Genomic DNA, 18830 nt, shown 5'->3' on the forward strand with positions numbered 1-18830 from the left:
TCGAATGAGCGCAACGAAAACTCTCGCTAGCGCAGTGGAAACCGAGTTCGAAATCAAGAAGTCGCGTTTTATCGGTCGTATCGAGCCGATTGCAAGTCATGAAGAAGGACTAAAACGGGTGGCTGAGTTATGGGCGCAGCACCCTGAAGCGCGTCATATTTGCTATACCATGCTGGTAAAAGGACAGGTGCGTCAATCCGATGATGGTGAGCCTTCCGGCACCGCCGCTAAGCCCATGCTCAATGTCTTGCAGCATAAAGGTTTGGACAATGTATTGGCGACGGTGGTGCGCTATTTTGGTGGCATTAAGCTCGGAGCCGGTGGCTTGGTACGCGCCTATTCGCAAGCGATTAGCGATCCTTTAAACCATGCAGAGTTGGACGAGGTACGTCCTCAAGCCTCCATCAAACTGAGCGTTGCCTATGAGTATGAATCGCAAGTCCGTCATCAGGTGCAGCAGTTGAATTTAACCCTAGAGGTGAGCTATCAACACCAAGCCTGCTTTCAGATATCCGGCGAGGTCGAAGCTCTGAACGCTTGTGTGGATACCCTCACCAATCAACTGCGTGGGCAGTTGATTATCAGTGATCGTGACTAATACAAGTCTAAATGGATTTGAGCATCAAATACGGACTCATCGAACCAGTCATGCAATAAGGCTAATACCCCCTCTCCAAACCCCTTTTGGCTACCACATACATAAATCTGAGCCTGTTGCTCACTCACCCAGCTTTGAATCTCGCCTTGATACTGCGTTAAGCGCTCTTGAATATACACACCATCATCACGTGACCAAGCGCAGGTCAGGTGAGTCAGAATGCCTTCCTGTTCAAAGCGACTGAGTTCGTCGGATAGATAGGCATCTGTGGCTTGGTATTGCTCGCCAAAAAACAACCAGTTCGGAGCCATGCAGCCGTTGGCTTGACGCTGTTGCAAAAAGCCAATAAAGGGAGCCAGCCCGGTGCCAGCGCCGATCATGATCAGGGGAGCCTCATGCGCTAAATGGAAACTTGGGTGAGGGCGAATGCTTGCTTCAATACGAGTGCCGATGGATGCTTCTGTTAGGTAGCCGGACGCATTGCCGATGCTGCCATCTTGACGTTGATGCTGGCGAACCAATAAACGCAAGGTATCGGCTTCATATGAGGCAATGGAGTAGAGACGTTCAGTTAGAGGTTTGAGTTGATCCACCAACTGCTGAGGGGACGGTGCAGACTCATCAGTCCAATCCAGCGTTAAGAGTAAATCGAATAAGGCATAGGGCTGACCTTGGTAGGAGACCGCGTGATCCGCAGACCAGCCGAGTGTTGCGATGCGCTGCGCCAAATGCATCGGCACAATGTTGGGTTTTACCGCCAGTAAATCACCCGCTTGGTAACGTAAACCGGGTTTCGATAAGCTCAGCCAATGGACAGGGCGATGAGGTTGTGTGGGATTTAAGCATCGATTGTCTGTGAGTGTTAAATGATCGTAATCGATAGAGATAGCCTCACTTGCCAGCTCATTGCTATTGGAAATGGCTGTCCACCATGTGTTGATTGCATTCATGTCCATTTTGTCGACTTCGGTAATCGGCATCAGCTTTTTTAACCCCTTGACTTGCAAGCGCTCAGCTAAGTGGTGGCCAAAGGCACAAAATTTTGGGTAATGGCGATCACCTAATGCCAAAAGACTAAACGGGGAGCCTGACACCTCAGGGGTCTTCTCCAGTGCTTTAATAAAGGGGATTGCGGTATCTGGTGCTTGACCGTCCCCCTGAGTGCTCACAATAAAATGCACTTGTTGATACTGGTTGAGGCATTGCGGAGTCAGTTGCGATAGACAGCGAAGATCCCACCCAGACGGGGTGGAGGCTTGTAACTTTTTAGCTAACTGCAGCGCACTGCCCGTTTGACTGGCATAGGCCAGTAAGCCCAGCCCTTTTGTATGTAAGCTCACTTTGAGTTGGCCTTTTAACGCCAAAGCTGCGGCTAAAAGACCCAGCATCAACAACATATCCAGCACAGGGTTTTCCATGCCGTTGGATAAAAAGAAGGGCAGGTCGCAACATAAAAGTAACGTAACGCTGGCGGCAATGAATGCGAGGTGTTTCTTAAAACGTTGAGGTTGATTCAGCAATAACACGCCAGCGCTCAGCAACAGCAAGCCTATTCCCAGCCAGACACTTGTGATTAGGGTATGTAAGGTGAGAACTTCGGGCTGGCTGAAAAGGTGGGTGATCTGCTGCCCTTGCCAAACAGTGGCTAAAGGATCGTCCAGATGAAACGCATACTGGCCAAAGGGCGATGCGGTTGCAAAGCTATGCGTGTTTGAAAGCGCTAAATGAATGCGCTCTTCATGAAAAAGGACGCCAACAAAAAGGTGAAGGAATAGACAAACACCGCTTAGCGCGGCAACAAGTATAGCGACTCGATTGGCCAATAGGGTTGCAAACTTTTCCACAAAACACCCAATGTATAAACTGATAATGATTCGTATTATATTGTTAATTTAGTTTGAGTGCGATTATCATACGGCAACTTTACCTTTCTTTTCGATGTGAAATTAATGAATACGAAGATGCTAGTGGTGAATCGTTGGGTGCGTTGGCTGCACATATACAGTGCCGTGCCTGTGCTTTTATCGATGATTTTTTTTGCGGTGACAGGGTTTTTCTTAAACCATACCGATTGGAACCTAGGGCAAACGAAGCAGTATGAGCAATCGTTTGAACTGCCAGAGAATTTAACTCAGATGGACTGGCAAGACAGCCCCTCGCTTTATGCATTGACTGTGCTGAATTGGTTGGATCGAGAGCATAATGTGCGTGGCATCAAAATGGAGTTTGAATGGGATGAGGATGAACCCCTACTTGCCATAGTGCTCGACAGCCCTCATGGCAATCAGTCGATTGAAGTCTTTCCTGATGAAGGCGTTGTCGAAGTCTTTACACTCTCGTTGCCCTTACTTGTCATGCTCAATAACGTGCATCGGGGGAAAAGCGTCAGTGATTTTTGGCGTTTATTGTCGGACCTATCCGCGATATTTATGCTGGTGTTTTGTGTAACAGGTCTATGGTTAGTGCTCATCAATAAAGTGCAACGTCTTACCAGCAGTGCTTGGGTTACCTTAGGCTCTGTGGTGTTTTTTCTGTCCCTCTATTTGATGCATTAAGTATCGAACAGGCCTTCACTTGACTCTAGTGGAGGCCTGTTTATTCCATCTGCACAGTTTTGGTCATCCGTGCACCGTCTCGGTTCTCTAGTGCGTCTCATGAACGTCATGCCATGGTCTTGATGAATGGGGGAGTCTTGAAGGCGATTGCCTGCTTGTTAGCTAATTAATTGTTTTTATACGCTTTAATAAAAAGTGGCTTAGACTTTAGTCATGTTGGCACTTTTGTTGCAAATATATCCTTGAGTGAATCAAAAGTTACAACTTAAAGGGTGAGTGAAATGCAACAAGTATTAAAGCAAGTAAAACGAGGACTGCTCGCAACCGTGGCCGCTGTTGGCGTGACACTATCTGTTGGGGCTCAAGCCAATCTCTTGGCCGAAATTGAAGAGCGGGGCGTGTTAAGAGTTGCCGTGCCGCAAGATTTTCCACCGTTTGGATCAGTAGGGACAGATCTGAAGCCGCGTGGTTACGACATCGATATGGCAAATTATATTGCGGAACAAATGGGTGTTTCGGTTGAATTGATTACGGTCACCAGCGCCAACCGCATCCCGTATTTACAAACAGGCCGTGCGGATCTTGTCATATCCAGCCTAGGTAAAAATGAAGAACGTGAGCGCGCGATTGACTTCAGCGAGGCCTATGCTCCCTTCTTCCTAGGGGTGTTTGGGAATGCTGATATTGAAGTTGGCTCCCCTGAAGACCTAGCGGGTAAAACCGTTGGTGTGACACGCGGTGCTGTTGAAGACATGGAGTTAGAAAAAGTAATTCCAGCCAGTGCAACGCTGCAACGCTTTGAAGACAACAACACAACCCTGTCTGCTTACTTGTCAGGCCAAGTGCAGTTGATTGCGACTGGCAACCTTGTTGCGACTGAAATTGCAGAACGTCGTCCAGACCAAGCGCCCGTTCCTAAGTTTATGTTACGTAATTCACCTTGTTACATCGGTTTGAAAAAGGGTGAAGCTGAGCTGCAAGCCAAGGTCAATGAAATCATTGCTCAGGCATTTGAAGATGGCACGTTAAATCAAATCTCAGAAACCTGGCTGAAAGCACCTTTACCTGAAGGTTTTGGTAGCTGAGGAGTGTTTCATGCTCAATTTTAGTGACCTGTTACCTTACACGGATCTACTCCTGAAAGGCTTATGGGTCACCGTTGAGCTGACGGTCTATGCCACACTGGGCGGTGTGGCAATAGGCACCGCCTGTGCGGCGGGTCGGCACTACGGTGGCAGGTTATTACGAGGGGCGATAGGTGCCTATGTTGAACTCATTCGCAACACGCCTTTTATCGTGCAATTGTTCTTTATTTTCTTTGGATTACCCGCTTTAGGGATCAAGTTGTCCGCTTGGGAAGCCGGTTTAATCGCCATGCTGATTAACCTTGGGGCTTACTCGACGGAAATTATACGCGCGGGCTTAGCCGCAACGCCTAAGGGGCAGGTTGAGGCCGCAAAAGTGTTAGGGCTCAGTGCGAATCAAGCCTTTTTTAGAGTGATACTGATTCCCGCGTTTGAGAAAATTTATCCGGCGCTGACCAGTCAGTGCATTATCGTCATGCTGGGCTCGGCTGTGGTGTCACAAATTTCGGTGATGGATTTAACCTATGCTGCCAATTTAATTCAGTCACGTAACTTTCGCAGTTTCGAAGCCTATTCAGTGGTGGCCGCCATGTACTTGCTGTTTGCCATCCTAATGCGCCAGGCTTTCGATGCATTGGGGCGTTATTTGTTTCGTCACAGGAGATCCTCATGATTGAGTTTACGAATTGGGATTTGCTGCGCAATCTTTTATTGGCCGCACGCTGGACGGTGGTGCTGTCATTAACGGCCTTTATTGGCGGTGCTTTGGTGGGATTGTTACTCACAACCCTGCGCTTAACCCGTCGTCGTCCTTTGCAGTGGTTGGTGCGGATTTACGTTGAAGTGTTTCAAGGCACACCCTTGTTAATGCAACTCTTCTTGGTGTTCTTTGGTTTGTCGTTACTGGGGTTTGATATTTCGGCTTGGGCGGCGGCTGCGATTGCTTTAACCCTATTTACCAGTGCCTTTTTGACGGAGATCTGGCGAGGGTGCATTGACACACTGCCTAAAGGCCAATGGGAAGCCTCGCGTTGCTTAGGGTTAAGCTTCATGCAGACCATCAAAAATGTCATTCTTCCACAAGCCGTGCGTGTGGCATTAGCCCCAACCGTCGGATTTTCTGTGCAAGTGATCAAAGGCACGGCGCTGGCCTCGATTATCGGTTTTGTGGAATTAACGAAGGCAGGCACGATGCTCAATAATGCCACTTTCGAACCCTTTAAAATATTTGCCATGGTCGCACTGATTTATTTCTTAATGTGCTACCCCTTGTCTTTGGCCAGTCAACGTTTGGAGAAAAAATTCAATGGCGCTCGTTAATGTCGATAAAGTCCATAAATACTACGGCGACCTGCATGTCCTCAAGGGCGTTGACTTAAAAATTCAAGCAGGCGAGGTGGTGTCAATCATTGGTCGCAGTGGCTCGGGTAAAAGCACGCTGTTGCGTTGTATGAATGGACTCGAAGCCTATCAAGAAGGCGCGATCATTCTTGATGAAAAAGAAGTGAATAATGATGAACGGCAAGTCCGAGCCTTAGCTCGCAGTGTCGGCATGGTGTTTCAGAGCTTTAATCTATTTCCCCATTTAACCGTGGGCGAGAATGTGATGCTGGCACCTAAACTCGTATTGAAAATGTCATCGGCTGACGCGCGTGAATTGGCATTGGATAAGTTAACGAAAGTGGGATTGGCAGAAAAGATAGATCAATACCCTGAAAAACTTTCCGGGGGGCAGCAGCAGCGCGTTGCGATTGCCAGAGCCTTAGCCATGTCACCCAAGGTTCTGCTGTGCGATGAGATTACCTCCGCACTGGATCCTGAGTTAGTGGGGGAGGTGTTGAAGGTTTTGGAGCAGTTAGCGGCCGAAGGGATGACCTTGGTGCTGGTTACACATGAAATGAACTTCGCGCGGGATGTGGGTGATCGAGTGGTGTTTATGCATCAAGGTAAGGTTTGGGAGTCTGGGCCATCAGCCGAGGTCTTTGCCAACCCGAGCACACCGGAGCTTAGAAGCTTTATCAATGCGGTGTTGTAAGGGAGTCTCAACGCAGTTTTGTGAAGCGTTTCGACGTGGTTTTGTAAAGAGTCTTGACGCTGTTTTATAAAGAGTTTCAACGCGGTTTTTGTCGTTAGTCTCAACGTGCTGTTCTAACGCGCATCGACTAAAGTTATTGCACAGCAACGGGCTTTTCATTGACAAGTATCCGTTTAATCTTGTAACTTTTGTTTCATTGTTTTTATTGCTTGTAACAAAAATTTTAAAGTAAATTAAGCCAAATTGAAGGTGTAGCCAGTGCGTCAAATTACCGAAGTGATTCGACATCAATTTGAAGACTTATCGCCAAGTGAGCGTCGAGTGGCCAGTTTTATACTGGATCATTTAGATGACCTAGCGACCTACAACTCAGTCGAACTCAGTGAGGCCTGCGAAACGTCCAAAGCCACGGTGAGTCGCTTGTTTCGGCGCTTAGGCTACGACAGCTTTAAAGCGATGCGAGATGAAGTTCGGGTGTTACGGCAATCGGGCGTGCCCTTGCCCAACACCTCCTCTAACACAGGCGCCAATTTGATTGATCGTCATTTTAGGTCTGAAGCTAAAAATCTCTCACGTTTAACACAGGCGGCGCAGCACTGGCCGCTGGATGATATTTTACAGTCTTTAGCACAAGCAAAACGTGTGGTGTTGATTGGTTTTCGCAACAGTTATCCGGTAGCGATGCACTGGCGACAGCAGCTGATTCAAGTGCGTCCCGACATACAACTCCTCCCGCAAGCAGGCCAAACGCTAGCGGAGGATTTAGTGGGGTTAGGGGAGCAAGACCTTGTGATTCTTTTAGGCTTTCATCGTCGACCCGCCCAATTCCCGTCGGTGTTGAAAGCCCTAAAAACGCTTGGGGTGCCCGTCTTGCTCATCACGGAAACCAACAGTGGTCTCGATACTGCGCAAGTGACCTGGTGTTTAGAACTGCCGTTAGACAGTGTTTCAGCCTTTGATAGCTATGCATTGCCGATGAGTTTGGTCAGTTTGTTGACCAATGCCTTACTGCATCAACAATTGCGCCAGGGGCGACAGCGTATCGAGGGCATTAATACCCTTTATGACCAACTTCACGAACTTGATTTATCCATGAACTAATTTCTGAGACTTGATTATGCAAACCAGCCATCCGTATAAACGCACCATCAATCTGGCAGACGCACGCTTGGGAACCCAAGCTATTTTTGTCACTGATGATTGGTTCGCCGATGTGAATCGCATGTTACAACCCGAGCCACCTGTATGGAAAGAAGGGGTGTTTGACGACAATGGTAAATGGATGGACGGTTGGGAAAGTCGTCGTAAACGCTTTGAAGGCTATGACCATGCGATTATTCGCTTAGGGGTACCGGGCTTTATTCGCGGGGTGGATATCGATACTTCGTATTTTACCGGTAACTATCCGCCTTCGGCCTCACTTGAAGCCTGCTTTTGTGCCGAAGGTGACCCCACTGCGCAAACGCATTGGACACCGATTCTGCCTGCCGTAGATCTGCAAGGGAACAGTCATCATTTTCATGACACCTCCCATCAGGATCAACCTTGGACGCACCTGCGTTTTAACATTTACCCAGATGGTGGTGTTGCGCGCTTGCGTGTGTATGGCATGCCTTACCGAGACTGGTCCGACGTTGCCGATGATGAGCAAATAGACCTAGCGGCCGCCTTAAATGGTGGACGTGCGCTGGCCTGTTCCGATGAGCATTACGGTACGATCAGTAACCTGATTAATCCAGGACGGGGCATTAACATGGGCGATGGTTGGGAAACCGCTCGCCGTCGCACGCCCGGTTACGATTGGGCGATTCTCTCGTTGGGTCATCCGGGCGTGGTTGAAAAAATCATCGTGGATACGCTGCATTTTAAAGGCAACTACCCAGACAGTTGCTCGATCCAAGCGGCGTATGTAAAAGGCGGAACCGAAAGCCAAATTGAAACGCAAAGTCTTTACTGGAAAGAGCTTTTGCCCTCACAAAAACTGCAAATGCATCAAGAGCATGAATTTAGTGTTGAGCTGAAAGACTTAGGCCCCATTACTCATTTGCGTCTCAATATTTTTCCCGATGGCGGCGTGAGTCGTTTGCGCGTCCTTGGGCATGTGTATCGAGGTTGAGCATGAAACACCTAGAGCTGACACCGCTGACCGCTGAAAACTTCGCTCCTTTTGGTGATGTCATCGGCACCGAGAAAAAGGACTTCTTTTTGATTAACAGCGGTTCTACCGAGCGTTACCATTCGTTAGCGAAAGTGGACACAGGCGCTGACGATGGACGCGCCATTATCAGTATTTTTCGCAAACCCGTGGCGGATCGCTTTCCTTTGCAAGTAAAGCTACTTGAGCGACATCCGCAGGGATCTCAGGCCTTTATTCCACTGAATCGTAAACCCTTTTTGATTTTGGTGGCACCACCTGCGGATGCCCCAGATCCTAGCGCCATGCGCTTGTTTCTGAGTGATGGCAATCTGGGCGTTAATTATCATGCTGGGGTTTGGCATCATCCCTTAATCACATTAGAGGACGATGATCAGTTGCTGATTGTCGATCGACAAGGGCAGTTGCCCAATTGCGATGAAGTGTTTTTTGGTGACGCCGATGCTTGGTGGATTGTGCATCCTTTTCAGGTAAAAGAGGAAGGAACGCTATGACGAATACAGGTTACCCACGTGATTTGATTGGTTATGGTGCCACACCGCCAGATCCCAAGTGGCCCAATGGCGCACGCTTAGCCCTGAACTTTGTACTCAACTACGAAGAGGGCGGGGAAATGTCGGTGTTGCATGGCGATGCCCATGCGGAGACCTTTCTGTCGGAAATCGCAGGTGCAAGCCCTTATCCAGAGCGCCACATGAGCATGGAGTCCATCTATGAATATGGATCGCGTGCTGGGGTTTGGCGCATTTTGCGGGAGTTCGAACAACGCCAACTGCCGATGACCATTTTCGGGGTGGCTATGGCTTTGCAGCGTCATCCCGATCTGTGTGCTGAATTTCAGCGTTTAGGTCATGATATTTGTTGCCATGGTTTACGTTGGATTCATTATCAACATATGCCCGAAGATCAAGAACGCGAACACCTGCAAGAAGCCATCGCTATTCTAAAATCCCTAACGGGCGAAGCGCCTTTGGGCTGGTACACTGGGCGTGACTCACCGAACACGCGTCGTCTTCTTGTCGAAGAGGGTGGGTTTCTTTACGACTCGGATTACTATGGCGATGACTTGCCGTTTTGGACGGAGGTGCAAACGAGTTCAGGTGAGTCGAAAAAGCATCTAATCATTCCTTACACACTTGATTGCAACGACATGCGCTTTTCGTCGCCACAAGGTTTTGCCGATGGTGAGGAGTTCTTCAATTACCTGCGCGATAGCTTCGATGTGCTGTATGCCGAAGGGGCGTATGCTCCGAAGATGATGTCTGTCGGTTTGCATTGTCGTTTGGTCGGACGTCCAGGACGCTTTAAAGCCCTGCAACGGTTTTTAGACCACGTTCAAGCGCATGAAGGCGTGTGGGTGACACGTCGGGTCGATATTGCTAAGCATTGGGTTGGGGAGCATGGGTAGGGTGCCTGGGTGCCTTCCGGGGTGGTGGTACCGCTGCCGTTCGACACGCTTTGCGTCATCCCTGACCGCTCGACTGCCGCCGTCCTGGCGGCAGACGGTCTCCCGGCAGCTGTACCACCACCCCTCTATAACAACGGTGCCCCCAAACTGTAAAATTAAGATTTAGTGTTGCGGCTCCATCACCTGCTTTTCAAGGTAGCGGCGGCGCATTTCAAAACGCTCTCGTGGGACTCTAACACGGCTTGAAGACGTAACTGTACCGGATGGATTAGTGTGTTTGACTCTATTTTGCCAGTAGTCCCAATCACTCATAACCTCATAAAGCCCTTCTAGGTCGTTGTTTGCAACTGCTGTTTGAATGGCTATTCTGGTGCTAGGTGTGTAGTCTCCTCTAAACTTTAGATCTACCAGAATGACCCGTATCGCAGGATGGAGTTCGTCCCATTTGCATGCTGCTCTATACTCAGCCGTAACATCATCTTTTATACACAAACGCCTCGCCTCATTCTTTTCGTATGTGTATGTGATTTTGAATAAATCTAATTGTTGCTGCGGAGTTAATTCAAAATCAGTCAGATGGTGTTGTGCAATAAAGTGCCGTGCAGCATTCCCATAGAGCCTTATGCCTCGTGATAAAACTTGAGCTTGCTCTCGTTCTATACCAATGCTGGTAAGATCTCTAAGAGCTTGTAATTGATCCTTACCTTTTAGGTCATAGCCTCGTCCAATTGTTATGCCTGAGCTCTCAGAGGGCACATGAAGTCTTCTGCTATGGTAGGCACCGCCTTCGTTTCCTTCGGCCTCAAAGGTCAAAAGTCCGTCTTTGATTGATCCTGGTTTAGGTATTGGCATAGATTATTCATCCCTTAATAATGATTTTAAATATTCAGCGCGTATTTTCAGATGCTCAGTGAAACATATTGATACATGCTCACCGAAATAGTTTGAGGTGAAAACTTCGTTAGATGAAAACTCACATTCAGATAAGGCGGCCGCACGCCACGTTGAGTCCATTCCGAAAATGACAAATGCGGCTTTTCGTTTTTGGCTGTAGGTGGATGCCAGTTGGTTCGTGAGATTTTTCACGTCTTCCTCCAACAACTGTCTAACCTCGCTATAGCAGATTTCACGCATCCATCTGCCGTTTATTTCACTGCATGAGTAGAGTTCCAGCTGGCCAGACGTCAAGTTTGCAAGAAACTCTTTGGGCAGTAGTGTGCGTCGAAAATCGAAGGGTGGAATCAAGTCTTTATCAGCCGTCGGGGCGGAAAGTTTTTTAGCTAGCTCAGCTCTACAACATAGCTCTAAAGACATGAGAAGGTGCGTTAAAAAATTATATGTGTAGTGTTCAAGGCACTGTAGCTGTTTAACTGGGTAGTCTTCTGAAAAATGATAATCCAGGCTTTCAAACTGGCATTGAAAATGAACCGCCGTTTTCCAAGTTTGAGTTAACGTATCAAGGGCATAGATATGATCATAATCCTCAGTATGATTTTCTCCTTCAGGTGAAGGATTGTCGCGATACATGGTGAGCTTGATGGTACTTGATAGTATTAAAATTTCATCGAGACGTGTGTTAAGTCGGCTTAAATTTTCTTGCAGGCATAATGTGGATGTCTCTGCAGTCAAGCCTGTAATACAGTCGGGGGGATTCGCCACTAGAGGATCATAGTCGCCAATATAGGATTTCCATTGATCAAAAACATCATTCAGCATGATAGCCGGAGCACTGATCATCACTGGAGACAGGTCGCTGGAGGATTGAGATAAAGCGGGTGCACTAAACGCGATACTAGACATACAGGTTAGGAGTTTAAGGTAACACCTAAGTTTTTTCATGAGCATAATTCCATTTATAAGATGAAAGCAAAAGAGCAATCTATTGTTTAGCAGGGACTGGTGCTCATGGAGGAAGATGACTGATGGCGGTTAGGCTAAGTGCAGTGTGTCATTCATCCATGAAGCAGCGACTACTTCCTTGTTGTAAAGCAGGCATTTAAACAATTTTCGGGTGGATAGGTCAACCTTGACTGCGTATCGAGTGTTGCTCTTATGGCTGAGTCTGATTTTTTCAGGCGAGCGATATAGGTGGAGCGCACACAGAGAATTAGTTAAGACACAGGGGGGGATGCGGTAGTTCCGCACGTCCGGACCTGGTGTGAGGGCGGCTCAGTATAGGTCGTTCTACCACGATGCTTACCAATCGAAAATATCGCCCATAATTTCATATTATTTCAGGTGATTTTGCGGTATTTGAGATTGCCCCAAGACAGCAACGATTAGGATGAAGTCATCTTCCTTTGTAAAGTAAGCAGTGTGTTTTCCAATCGGAAAGTAAAACCCATTACTGTATATTTCATGGCAGCTTCGTCCTAAATCAGGGTAATCCGCGAGCATTTGAAAACCAGAAAGTAGCGTTTCTTTATAGTGTTGCCACTGTAATTCGGAAAAATTATTGATGGTATAGTTTTTTACCTTACGTAAATGAGCTTGAGCTAAACTACTCAATTTATATTGTTTTTGATGCATATTGTTTGTTACAGCTCACTTAAAAAGTCTTTACCATCAACGATATTACCTTTTGCTAAGTCATCTTTAGCTGCGCTGAAGCAGTGTTTGAGGTATTCGGCTTTTATCATTTCAAGTTCTTCGTAGTCATGTATAGACATAACGACAACAGCATCTTTACTGTTCTTGCTGATCTTAATTGGTTGACGTTGAGCATTGAGAAGCAACTCACCAAAATTTCGTTTAGCGTCATTTGCTGTTAATGTATGCATGGCTAGTCTCCACGATTTTAAATCTAATTGGAGTATAGTTTATCACACGAAATGGCCAATATGATTAAATCGTGCGAAATGTGTGAAAAGGTAAGCATCCAAGGAATGGTCTGGCACCTTTAAAGAACTGGAATAGAAGCGTCAAAAGCTCAAACGCTTGATCCAGTACCATCTCAGTGAGCATCAAGAAAAAGATACCTGTGAAAGTGAAGAATCACTGGAACGTAATAATCGTAAGACTAAAACCATCCAGACACTAGATGCGGCTGCCAATAAGATTGATGTCTTTTTAAAGCAGAATCAGCCGAGGATGGGTAAAGGTAAGCGTCATCAGTCACCAAGCAAGCCTAAAGCTAAACCACTGATTCCCGCTAGCGAGTTCCAGTTTGATCCAGTTACTATGATATGTATTTGTCCGGTGGGAGAGCGGATTAGTCATCGGGGAGTTAAAACGAATGAACGTGGTCAATGCACAGTCTATTTTGAAGGTCGATTGCTGCAATGCCGTCATTGCGCTATAAAAGACCAGTGTATGAAGAACCCAGCATCAGCGAATCATCGCAAAGGTGCCGGAAGACAAGTCAGTTTTGCACTTAACGACCAGCGTGCGCCGACCTATACTGACTGGATGAAGCACCGAGTGGATAGTCCTAAAGGGAAGCAAATTTATAGCCATCGAATGTCTGTTGTGGAGCCTGTGTTCGGCAATATTGGCACCAACAAAGGGCTCAGCCGTTTTAGCCTGCGAGGTAAAAACAAGGTACAGGGTCAGTGGCAGTTGTACTGTTTGGTGCATAATGTAGAGAAGTTGGCGAAGTAGGTGGATTGAGCGGATAAGGTGGAAATCAGGATGAGATTGCTTCTGAATAATGAAGCTCTGAAGGAGTAATTGTTTAAGGCCTATAAAAGTAAAAGCTAAAAAGACAGATTAAATACGTGATTGCTGACTGAAGTCAGCAATTGAAAATGAATAATATAGACTGGGCTCTGGCGGAAAAACTTGTCGAGATTAGGTTTTTCTACAAGCTTGTTATGTGCATATACTGGAGCCTTGAGCTGTGTTGGATATTTCAAAACGTTTGAGTGTTATTAATGCACTGCTAGAAGAAGATACCGTGCAGAGTCTGACGTATGCAGCTTTAGAGTGTAGGCTTACTCTCGAGTATCTATGCTACGAGAGATTTAAGTTATCCTATGCTTACTTGTCTATTGATGATCTTAAAAACTGGCAACCACGGCATGTGGTAAAGCAGGTCTCAGACGATATTGACGAAAATATAACCAAGGGCTTTAAACTATCAGTCTCGAATCAAAGAGTGGACGGAAAGTCGCCTGAGACTAAAGAAGAGTTCGAATCGCTAGAATATCATCTGGTGGGGCAGCAACCAGGTCTAAATATAAACAAGCTGCACAGCCTATGGCATGGGCTAGCTAATGTTGCTCTTCATATTCCAGTTCCGACGATATCTTCAGGGGAGATATCAATTTACGGAGGACAGGACAAAATAAAAAACAAAGTCCGCCAAGTAGTGCTTTTTTTACAGGGAATAGACGGAAATCTACTGATGGGTGGGTCACTGGGGCCTGTATTCAATTTCAATTGCTTGACTTGCGATTCATTGATAAAAAAAACTGTTAAGGCTCTTAATTCGCCGGCGGTGGTTAATTGTATTAACCCAGAATGTAGTGAAAGCTACTATATTGAGCCGGAAGACTACAAGGAAGGCTTTAGAGTAACTAGGCGAATATTCCAGTTTGCCTGTAAACGCTGCAACGGAAACCTTGATGTGCCGTCTAAATTGTTTAGGGAACTCAAGCTTGATCAGCAGCTAAATATTGTCTGTGGCTCATGTCACACTTCCTTAACCGTCATTATGCGTCCTCTTATGAAGGATAATGTCGATTGAAAATTCACATAACCAAGCCAGTCACAGCGACGTCTACTGCATTGCGGCTTCGCCTCCATTTCGTAGCCGCGCGTGCTGAGCGGCGTTGAACTAAGCCGCTTCGCGGAGCTTGGCTGCATCTTTTAGTTTTTGTCCACACTTAAATCTCCTTTAATCATTAGAAGGTTTAAGCCATGTCACCACTTCGTCAACACGTCATCGACAAGATGGCTCTCCAAGGTTTCACCAAAAGTACTTGGCGAGCTTATTTATACCAGCTCACGGAGTTGGCTAGATACCCAAGGTAAAGGCAATAAAGTTCAATACGTTCTATTTCCTGAGGGTGTTAAGCGGCAGTTACGATGTTATTGGCAACGCTATCGGCCAGTAGATGTGTTGTTTTATGATCTAGATAAGCATCGCTCCTTCGACCCCCAGTATTTAAGGCTTGAGGTTAAGGATGCAGCCAAACGAGCAGGTATAAGCAAAATAGTTCGTTTCCATATGCATGTCACTCGCAATGGCTGTGGTATCACAGTTGTTGGGATCGGCATTGTCCTCAGTGCCAGACAAATGCCAGCCGAGCTTGGTGTGAAAAACAAAAGGAACAGTTACTGCCAGTACCTTACTTTCATCTGGTATTCACGTTACCGCATGAACTTAATGATTGGGTAAACGATCACGCAGATGTCATTTACCGATTGCTATTCCAGTCATGTTGGAAGACGCTTCATGTGATGGGGCAGCGCAAACTGCATGGGCAACTTGGAATGACGGCCGTTCTTCATACATGGGGACAGAAATTAACGCGCCATGTGCTTTAATACATGCAGGTGTCATTACGTCCTCACAGTCATGGATAGGTCGAAACAAAGGATACTTGTTGCCAGTAAAAGCGCTCTCTAAACGGTTTAGAGGGTTGCTGGTGAGCGCACTTCGAGAGACGAAAGTGAATGGCGGTTTCTCATCGATTTGCACTGACGATTTTGATCGAGTGTTGAGGCAACTGATGAACAAGTCTTGGTGTGTTTATAGCAAGGCTGCGATTCAGTATCGAGAAACATTGGTGAATTATCTTGCACGTTATAGCCATCGCATAGGCTTGAGTAATCATCGATTACTGGAGAGCACACCGAATCAGGTGACGCTTGCGTATCATTATTATCGTGCTGATAGAAACGGCAAGTTACACCTAGCGCCAGAGGAGTTGGTTCGGCGCTTTTTACTGCATGTTTTACCGAAAGGGTTCAGTTTAGTGCATAATGTAGAGTAGTTGGCGAAGTAGGTGGATTGAGCGGATAAGGTGGAAATCAGGATGAGATTGCTTCTGAATAATGAAGCTCTGAAGTGGTAATTGTTTAAGGCCTATAAAAGTAAAAGCTAAAAAGACAGAGTAAAGAACTGATTGCTGATTGAGGTCAGCAATTGAAAATTAATAATATAGATCGGGCGCTGGCGGAACAACTTGTCGAAATTAGGTTTTTCTACAGGCTCGTTAGCCTAAATATAACCAGAGCAGCCAATGACAATATTCGGCATAATTTTTACAGCAACTTATATATTAGCAATAATATTCTTAAGGTGGGCCAACCTTTCTGACCTACAGACTATGCCACTGAATGAGCTCGGTGATTTTCTTGCTGGTGTATTTGGTCCGCTCATGCTTCTTTGGCTAATCCTCGGATATATACAACAGCAGAAGGAACTGAGGCAAAATACAAAGGCTTTAGAGCTTCAAGCAGATGAGCTAAGGAAATCTGTTGAGCAACACAAAGAGCTTGTAGCAGCTACAAGGGAGCAAGTTCAGGCTGATCTAAAATCATTAGAAATTGAAGAAATTAGATCGTTACGTGAAGCGCACCCTGTTTTTTCAGTAACTAGTGCCGGATGGGGCTCACGAACTGGCGTTAATTTCAAATTTAACATCATGATTTTAAATTCTGGACAACCGGCCTCAAGCGTTAAGTTTTCATCATCACCATCTATCAGACAAATAGAGTCATCCGGAATTGTGCATTACTTTGCGTCAGGGCAAACCCAAACAATTAGCTGGGACTCAGAAGTCAGCGGGGACGCACCTGCCGAGCTTAGACTGGTCATAAATTGCAGAGATGCAAACACACGCCCTTATACAAAAATATTCGAAATGGTATTAGACAGTGACAACAAATACCATCTCACCGGCACTTCAGAGGCTGGCTAACAACTGGTTCAAACCGTTCGCTTCGCTCACTGGGACGAGCTAAAGCCCGCCCCTTAACCAAACGTGTGCACCAGGCATGGCACTTAACTAGCGAGGTGAAAGTCCTCGTACCAGGTATTCGCAGCCAAAGGGCAAGGTTATGATCGTGAGGTCATGGCTGAAGGAAGCCCAAGGCGAAATCGCAAGGCGATGAACAAGAACCGGATATGAGGTGTGATCTAGACGGGGCCAGCGGGCATGTGACTGTTAAGCCCTCCATCTGCAACGGGTCTAGGTTTTATAAATCCGGTGTTTACGCGAGGAAAGTTAAGTGTCTTATCCTGGGAGGTCTGTACGGTGTTGATGGAACAACTGATAACTAAACAATTTGTTGTGATCGCGGTGCAGAAGTCAGCAGAGGGCATAGTAAATGAGACCCTTGCTCATTGATGGAGCAAGTACTTGATAGGAACAATCGTCCGGTGGTGCGGGAGGAGAGTCATTGTCAAATACCTCCCTATCCCGATTGTTATGAGCTCTATTAATCCTCCCATTTATTCGTAGCTATAAGCTAACCCGTATTCTCTATAAATATTTTTCTTATTACCTGTATAGCAAGTTCCATTTCGCGCTCTGTATAGGCTGCAAATCCAAGTAAGAATCCTGCTTGTTTTGGTGTGCCGATGTACAGGCTAGACAAACTGATTAGGGTAATACCTTGTTGTTTAGCTTGCTCGATAATCACGTCTTCACTGACTCTATCTATCAATACGCAAGGCATTTGCATACCACCCAAGGGCGGCATAGGCTCGATAAAATTTTTCAGGTGTGTCCGCACGAGTTGCTCAAGTGTGATTAAACGTTTGGCATAAATTTGCCGCATTTGCCGAATGTAAGCCCCAAAATGACCATTCTCAATAAAGCGTGCAAGGGTAAGTTGGGAAATTGTTGCGGTATGTCCGTCTTGCAACGTTCGTGCTGTGGTCATTGGGGCGACGAGCTGCATGGGTAAAATCATATAGCCAATGCGCACGCTAGGAAATAAAGACTTGGTGAAAGTACCAATGTAAATAGTGCGCTGATAAGCGTCTAAACCTTGTACACAGGCAGTTGGTTTTCCTGCGTAATGAAACTCACTGTCGTAATCATCTTCAATAATCCATGCTTGATTTTGTTCAGCCCATTCGATGAGCTCTAAGCGGCGCTCAAGCGATAATGTTGCGCCTGTGGGGTACTGATGTGATGGCGTTAAAGAAATAACTTTTGCGGATGAGGGATGCTGCTTTAATAAATCAACGCGCATACCTTGTTGATCAACAGGAATAGGAATTGAAGTTAGACCCGCTGTATTAAAGGCTTTACGCGCGCCTTGATACAGTGGATTCTCAGTGAAAATATTATCGCCTTCATCTAATAAAACCTGTGCACATAAGGCAATGGCTTGTTGTGAGCTGGTTAAAATTAAAATACGTTCAGGTGTCGCATGCGCGCCTCTCTCTATATTTACATAGTGTGCAATGGCACGCCGCAGTTCTTTAGTGCCTTGTGGATCACTGTGTTGTAAGGCCTTGAATTGATAATCTCGAATAACTTGCCGCTCTAAGCGCGCCCACAGCGACAGTGGGAATAGACGTGTTTCGGGTATTCCAGGCGCAAAAGGCCGCGGTGTTAAAGTTTCTCTTACACCCTCATTGTTAAAGATTTTTTGCCCGCGTTTGCTTAACTGAATGCTTGCTTGATCGACAGGCCGACCGGTTGTTTTACGCTTGGGTTTATGGAGTAACGGCACCTCTGCTACAAAACTACCGCTGCCAACTTGGCGCTCAATATAGCCTTCGGCATGCAATAAACTGTAGGCATTTTCAACGGTATCGCGTGAAACGTTCAGTGATACTGCTAACGCACGCGAAGCAGGTAAGGGATGGTTCGCTGGTAATTCGCCATCGAGTATTAACTGACGCAATGCTCGCTGAATGCGTAAATACAGAGGGTATTTCGCGTAATCTGGATGCATCAGTGCTGCTTTGACGGATTCAAACTGTGAGTGCTTAAACAAATGGTATGCCTGTTGTATATAAAATGGATGGTCATATCATGCCAAAGTGGGTGTATAAAACAACCTTTCTTCGCGAAATTGACGCGATTT

At 46.4% G+C, this 18830-nt stretch carries 19 protein-coding genes and 1 pseudogene; 14 read left to right on the forward strand and 6 right to left on the reverse strand.

Annotation, left to right across the window (positions count from 1 at the left end):
• Positions 1–4 precede the first annotated feature (4 nt).
• Entirely contained in the window at positions 5–598 is a 594-nt protein-coding gene (locus DN062_RS05165; RefSeq protein ID WP_112158209.1) for an IMPACT family protein, read from the forward strand.
• Here the strand turns inward: DN062_RS05165 and DN062_RS05170 are convergent.
• Positions 595–2442, reverse strand: a complete 1848-nt coding sequence (locus DN062_RS05170; protein ID WP_112158212.1) for a flavodoxin domain-containing protein — start codon at positions 2440–2442, stop codon at positions 595–597. The two genes, DN062_RS05165 and DN062_RS05170, sit on opposite strands and share 4 nt — an antisense overlap.
• 105 nt (positions 2443–2547) lie before the next feature.
• Between DN062_RS05170 and DN062_RS05175 the strand changes: the two genes are divergently transcribed.
• From DN062_RS05175 to puuE, 9 genes are all read left to right on the forward strand, one after another.
• A complete protein-coding gene (locus DN062_RS05175) occupies positions 2548–3153 on the forward strand; it encodes a PepSY-associated TM helix domain-containing protein (protein WP_112158214.1) in 606 nt (201 codons plus the stop codon).
• 281 nt (positions 3154–3434) lie between these two features.
• On the forward strand, positions 3435–4238 hold the full coding sequence (locus tag DN062_RS05180) for a transporter substrate-binding domain-containing protein (RefSeq protein ID WP_112158216.1): 804 nt from the start codon (positions 3435–3437) through the stop codon (positions 4236–4238).
• A gap of 10 nt (positions 4239–4248) precedes the next feature.
• Positions 4249–4911, forward strand: a complete 663-nt coding sequence (locus DN062_RS05185) for an amino acid ABC transporter permease (protein WP_112158218.1) — start codon at positions 4249–4251, stop codon at positions 4909–4911.
• Positions 4908–5558, forward strand: coding sequence for an amino acid ABC transporter permease (locus tag DN062_RS05190; protein ID WP_112158220.1), 651 nt, complete (start codon positions 4908–4910; stop codon positions 5556–5558). Before DN062_RS05185 ends, DN062_RS05190 begins: the two co-directional genes overlap by 4 nt.
• A complete protein-coding gene (locus tag DN062_RS05195; RefSeq protein WP_112158222.1) occupies positions 5545–6273 on the forward strand; it encodes an amino acid ABC transporter ATP-binding protein in 729 nt (242 codons plus the stop codon). The genes DN062_RS05190 and DN062_RS05195 overlap by 14 nt, the downstream gene beginning before the upstream one ends.
• A gap of 258 nt (positions 6274–6531) precedes the next feature.
• On the forward strand, positions 6532–7374 hold the full coding sequence (locus tag DN062_RS05200; protein WP_112158224.1) for a MurR/RpiR family transcriptional regulator: 843 nt from the start codon (positions 6532–6534) through the stop codon (positions 7372–7374).
• Positions 7375–7390: 16 nt separating this feature from the next.
• Positions 7391–8389: an allantoicase gene (gene alc, locus DN062_RS05205; RefSeq protein ID WP_205126662.1), complete on the forward strand. Its 999-nt coding sequence runs from the start codon at positions 7391–7393 to the stop codon at positions 8387–8389.
• Between the two features lie 2 nt (positions 8390–8391).
• Complete coding sequence (locus DN062_RS05210) at positions 8392–8922, forward strand: ureidoglycolate lyase (protein ID WP_112158226.1); 531 nt, start codon at positions 8392–8394, stop codon at positions 8920–8922.
• Entirely contained in the window at positions 8919–9836 is a 918-nt protein-coding gene (gene puuE / locus DN062_RS05215; RefSeq protein WP_112158228.1) for an allantoinase PuuE, read from the forward strand. The genes DN062_RS05210 and puuE overlap by 4 nt, the downstream gene beginning before the upstream one ends.
• A gap of 162 nt (positions 9837–9998) precedes the next feature.
• Here the strand turns inward: puuE and DN062_RS05220 are convergent, their stop codons facing one another.
• The 4 genes from DN062_RS05220 to DN062_RS05235 all read right to left on the reverse strand — a co-directional run bounded on the left by DN062_RS05220 (position 9999) and on the right by DN062_RS05235 (position 12616).
• On the reverse strand, positions 9999–10688 hold the full coding sequence (locus tag DN062_RS05220; protein ID WP_112158231.1) for a lysozyme family protein: 690 nt from the start codon (positions 10686–10688) through the stop codon (positions 9999–10001).
• Positions 10689–10691: 3 nt separating this feature from the next.
• Entirely contained in the window at positions 10692–11675 is a 984-nt protein-coding gene (locus DN062_RS05225; protein WP_133256745.1) for a hypothetical protein, read from the reverse strand.
• Between the two features lie 390 nt (positions 11676–12065).
• Positions 12066–12365 carry a type II toxin-antitoxin system RelE/ParE family toxin gene (locus tag DN062_RS05230; RefSeq protein ID WP_112158235.1) on the reverse strand — a complete coding sequence of 100 codons (300 nt, stop codon included), beginning with the start codon at positions 12363–12365 and terminating at the stop codon, positions 12066–12068.
• Positions 12366–12373: 8 nt separating this feature from the next.
• On the reverse strand, positions 12374–12616 hold the full coding sequence (locus tag DN062_RS05235) for a type II toxin-antitoxin system Phd/YefM family antitoxin (protein WP_112158237.1): 243 nt from the start codon (positions 12614–12616) through the stop codon (positions 12374–12376).
• Between the two features lie 157 nt (positions 12617–12773).
• On the opposite strand from DN062_RS05235, the gene DN062_RS18815 reads away from it, so the two are divergent.
• The 4 genes and pseudogenes from DN062_RS18815 (at position 12774) to DN062_RS05260 (ending at position 16705) form a co-directional block, all read left to right on the forward strand.
• Positions 12774–13436, forward strand: a complete 663-nt coding sequence (locus DN062_RS18815; protein ID WP_112158239.1) for a transposase — start codon at positions 12774–12776, stop codon at positions 13434–13436.
• Positions 13437–13674: 238 nt separating this feature from the next.
• Positions 13675–14523 (forward strand): hypothetical protein, encoded by an 849-nt coding sequence (locus DN062_RS05245; RefSeq protein WP_112158241.1) that lies wholly within the window; start codon positions 13675–13677, stop codon positions 14521–14523.
• A gap of 488 nt (positions 14524–15011) precedes the next feature.
• Positions 15012–15766 (forward strand): annotated as a pseudogene (locus tag DN062_RS05255) (IS91 family transposase); the annotation flags it as partial.
• Between the two features lie 258 nt (positions 15767–16024).
• Positions 16025–16705 (forward strand): hypothetical protein, encoded by a 681-nt coding sequence (locus tag DN062_RS05260; protein ID WP_112158245.1) that lies wholly within the window; start codon positions 16025–16027, stop codon positions 16703–16705.
• A gap of 550 nt (positions 16706–17255) precedes the next feature.
• Here the strand turns inward: DN062_RS05260 and pdxR are convergent.
• The gene (pdxR, locus tag DN062_RS05270) at positions 17256–18740 is read right to left on the reverse strand and encodes a MocR-like pyridoxine biosynthesis transcription factor PdxR (protein WP_112158247.1); all 1485 of its coding nucleotides are present in this window, start codon (positions 18738–18740) and stop codon (positions 17256–17258) included.
• Positions 18741–18830: the final 90 nt, after the last annotated feature.

The sequence above is a fragment of the Nitrincola tibetensis genome (assembly GCF_003284585.1).
Lineage (GTDB): Bacteria > Pseudomonadota > Gammaproteobacteria > Pseudomonadales > Balneatricaceae > Nitrincola > Nitrincola tibetensis.